Source organism: Chryseobacterium sp. VD8, from assembly GCF_037149975.1.
In the GTDB taxonomy this organism is placed as follows: domain Bacteria; phylum Bacteroidota; class Bacteroidia; order Flavobacteriales; family Weeksellaceae; genus Chryseobacterium; species Chryseobacterium indicum.
Map to the genome: position 1 here is coordinate 1 of NZ_JBBCQL010000327.1, position 3,445 is coordinate 3,445.

2 protein-coding genes and 1 pseudogene are annotated in these 3,445 nt (G+C 39.0%); 1 reads left to right on the forward strand and 2 read right to left on the reverse strand.

Annotation, left to right across the window (positions count from 1 at the left end):
- Together leuC and WFK35_RS21480 are read right to left on the reverse strand one after the other, a co-directional pair.
- Positions 1–1,350, reverse strand: a 1,350-nt coding sequence (leuC, locus tag WFK35_RS21475) for a 3-isopropylmalate dehydratase large subunit (RefSeq protein ID WP_336734577.1), incomplete at its 3' end; no start/stop codon positions are given.
- A 30-nt stretch (positions 1,351–1,380) separates the two neighbouring features.
- On the reverse strand, positions 1,381–2,544 hold the full coding sequence (locus tag WFK35_RS21480; RefSeq protein WP_256037903.1) for a 2-isopropylmalate synthase: 1,164 nt from the start codon (positions 2,542–2,544) through the stop codon (positions 1,381–1,383).
- 147 nt (positions 2,545–2,691) lie between these two features.
- Here WFK35_RS21480 and WFK35_RS21485 point away from each other — a divergent pair.
- Positions 2,692–3,445, forward strand: a pseudogene (locus tag WFK35_RS21485) (hypothetical protein); the annotation flags it as partial.

The window sequence follows — 3,445 nt, forward strand, 5'->3', positions numbered from 1 at the left end:
CACAGCAACTTTTGCAGCCGTCAATGGACTTGCCAGAATCGTTCTCGCACCTTGTCCCTGTCTTCCCTCAAAATTTCTGTTCGAAGTAGAAACACAATATTCCCCTTCCGGAATTTTATCGTCATTCATCGCTAAACAAGCCGAGCATCCCGGTTGTCTGATCTGGAAACCCGCTTCATTAAAAACCGTATCTAAACCTTCTTCAAAGATCTGTTTCGCAACCTGTTGAGAACCCGGAACAAGCCACGCATGAACATGATCCGACTTCCTTTTTCCTTTAACATAATTTGCGGCAGAACGGAAATCTTCAATTCTCGCATTCGTACAGCTTCCGATAAAGACATAGTTCACTTTGATGTCTGAAAGAGCCTGTCCCGCTTTTAAACCCATATATTTTAAAGCCTTCTCTTCAGATTCGTTCTGAGGATTCGGGATATTCTGACTGATGGAAATTCCCATCCCCGGATTGGTTCCATACGTTATCATCGGATAAATTTCCGAAGCATCGAAAGAAAATTCAGCATCAAAAACTGCTCCTTCATCGGTTTTCAAAGTTTTCCAGTATTCCAGTTTTTCTTCCCATTCCTCGCCTTTCGGTGCGAAAGTTCTTCCTTTTACATACTCAAAAGTCGTTTCATCGGGAGCTATCATTCCTCCGCGAGCGCCCATTTCGATGCTCATATTACAAACCGTCATTCTTCCCTCCATCGACATTTCTTCGAAAACATTTCCGGCATATTCACAGAAAAAACCTGTTCCGCCGTCGGTTCCCACTTTTGAAATAATGTATAAAATCACATCTTTGGGCTGAACATTTTTATTTAACTCACCACTTACGGTAATTCTCATCGATTTTGGCTTGTTCAGCAACAGACACTGGCTCGCAAAAACCTGCGCTACCTGACTTGTTCCGATTCCGAAAGCAATCGAGCCGAATGCGCCGTGCGTAGAAGTATGACTGTCTCCGCAAACGATGCTCATTCCCGGCTGTGTAACACCTAATTCCGGAGCAATGATGTGAACAATTCCCTGATACTGATGTCCTAAACCATACAATTCTATGTTGTTTTTCTTACAGTTTTCCGTTAACTGCTCCACCTGATTTCTGGATGATGCATCGCGAATCGGCTGATCCTGATCCAAAGTCGGAACATTATGATCCGCAGTTGCAACAATCTGTTTCGGTCTGAAAACTTCCAGATTTCTGGCTTCCAGTTCCGCAAAAGCCTGTGGACTGGTTACTTCATGGATGAGATGTTTATCAATATAAATAATCTGAGGTCCGTCCGGAATCGTCTCTACAACGTGCGCATCCCAGACTTTATCAAACAGTGTTTTTTTTGTATTCATTCTAATTTATGTAATGGAGAATCAATTCTGTTACCCTATTTTTCTTGTCACTTTTTCGATCATTGAACTTAAATCGTCATTATTGACTTCTTTTTTACCGTCAGCAATTTTCAAAAACTCCTGATACAGAAAATCAAGTTCATTTTTAGTGACTTCAAAACCAATATGTTTAAATCTGTATGCCAAAGCAGAACGTCCGCTTCTTGCTGTTAAAACAATGGTAGAAGCATTCACGCCCACTTCCGCAGGATCAATAATTTCGTAAGTTTCCCTGTTTTTAATCACTCCGTCCTGATGGATTCCGGAACTGTGCGCAAAAGCATTCGCTCCCACAATCGCTTTGTTCGGCTGAACCGGCATTCCCATCAATTCAGAAACCAAAACACTCATGGGATTGAGCATTTTGGACTGAACGTCAGTATATAATTCTAAATATGGATGCTGTTTTAAAATCATCACCACTTCTTCCAGCGCCGTATTTCCGGCTCTTTCTCCCAATCCGTTAATGGTGCATTCTATCTGTCTCGCTCCGTTGATGACTCCTGCAATAGAATTGGCGGTTGCCATTCCCAGATCGTTGTGGCAGTGACAGGATAAGATCACGCGATCAATGCCTTTTACATTTTCTTTCAGGTATTTTATTTTTGCACCGTACTCTTCAGGAAGACAATATCCCGTTGTGTCCGGAATATTAAGCACGGTTGCCCCTGCTTTTATCACTTCTTCGCAAACTCTTGCCAGATAATCATTGTCTGTTCTTCCTGCATCTTCCGCATAAAATTCTACATCTTCCACATACGATTTGGCATATTTTACAGCCTGAACCGCTCTTTCAACAATATCTTCCCTGTTTGAATTGAATTTAAATCTGATATGAGAATCCGAAGTTCCGATTCCGGTGTGAATTCTCGGTCTTTTAGCGTATTTTAATGCTTCGGCTGCGGTATCAATATCTTTCTGATTGGCTCTTGTCAATCCGCAGACTTTCGCATTTTTCACTAATTTTGAAATCTCCGAAACCGAATGAAAATCTCCGGGACTGGAAATCGGGAAACCTGCTTCAATTATATCTACTCCCAGTTCATCCAGTTTTTCGGCTATAATTAATTTTTGCTCGGTATTTAATTTACAGCCGGGAACCTGCTCTCCATCACGCAGTGTTGTATCAAAAATTTCGACTTTTTCGGATTTCATAATGAAGTTTTTACTTAATTTTGATTCAAAACTAAAAAGATGAAACGTTTATTCAGTTTCGGTTTTTATAAAAAATACAATACTCGAAATATTGTATTTTAATTTCAATTATTTGATTATCATTATTTTAAATTTTAAAAATTTACAATGGCAGAATTGCATAAAGATTTTTTATTCGTACTCATCAAATCTCTGACAACTTCAGAAAAAAGGCAATTCACCTTGTATGTAAACCGTCTCGGAATTAACGCGGACGCCAAATTTCTTCTTCTTTTTTCAGAACTGGATAAGATGAAGGAATACGATGAACATATCATCATCAACAAAAAAATTTCGACAAAACAACAGTTATCGAACCTGAAAGCACATCTTTACAAGCAGATTCTGGTGAGTTTACGAATGAACCCGAGTCATCAGAATTACAGAATTCAACTGCGCGAACAATTGGATTTTGCGAATATTCTGTATCAGAAAGGTTTGTATAAACAGGCTTTAAAAATTTTAGATAAAGCAAAACAGACTGCGTTGGAATTGGATGAAAAAAGTATTGCTTCGGAAATTATCGACCTTGAAAAAGTGATTGAATCCCAGTTTATTACACGGAGTATTGAAGGTAGAGCCGATGAACTGATCAGACAGTCTACAGAAATCAGCAAACAGAATCATTATGCAACAGAATTATCCAATCTTTCACTGAAACTGTACAGTGAAATGCTGACAAAAGGTTATGTGAAAAATGATGAAGATCGTGCCGAAATCATGCAGATATTCAATGCGCAGATTCAGAAAATTAATTTTAAAAAGCTGAATTTCACAGAGAAATTGTGGTATTTTAAAGCGCACGTCTGGAAAAACCAATTGCTTCAGGAATATAAATATACGTTGAAATATGCTTTTCAAT

Excerpts from the sequence above, each read along its gene's own strand:
- WFK35_RS21480 (WP_256037903.1), bottom strand. The coding sequence starts at position 2,544 with ATGAAATCCGAAAAAGTCGAAATTTTTGATACAACACTGCGTGATGGA.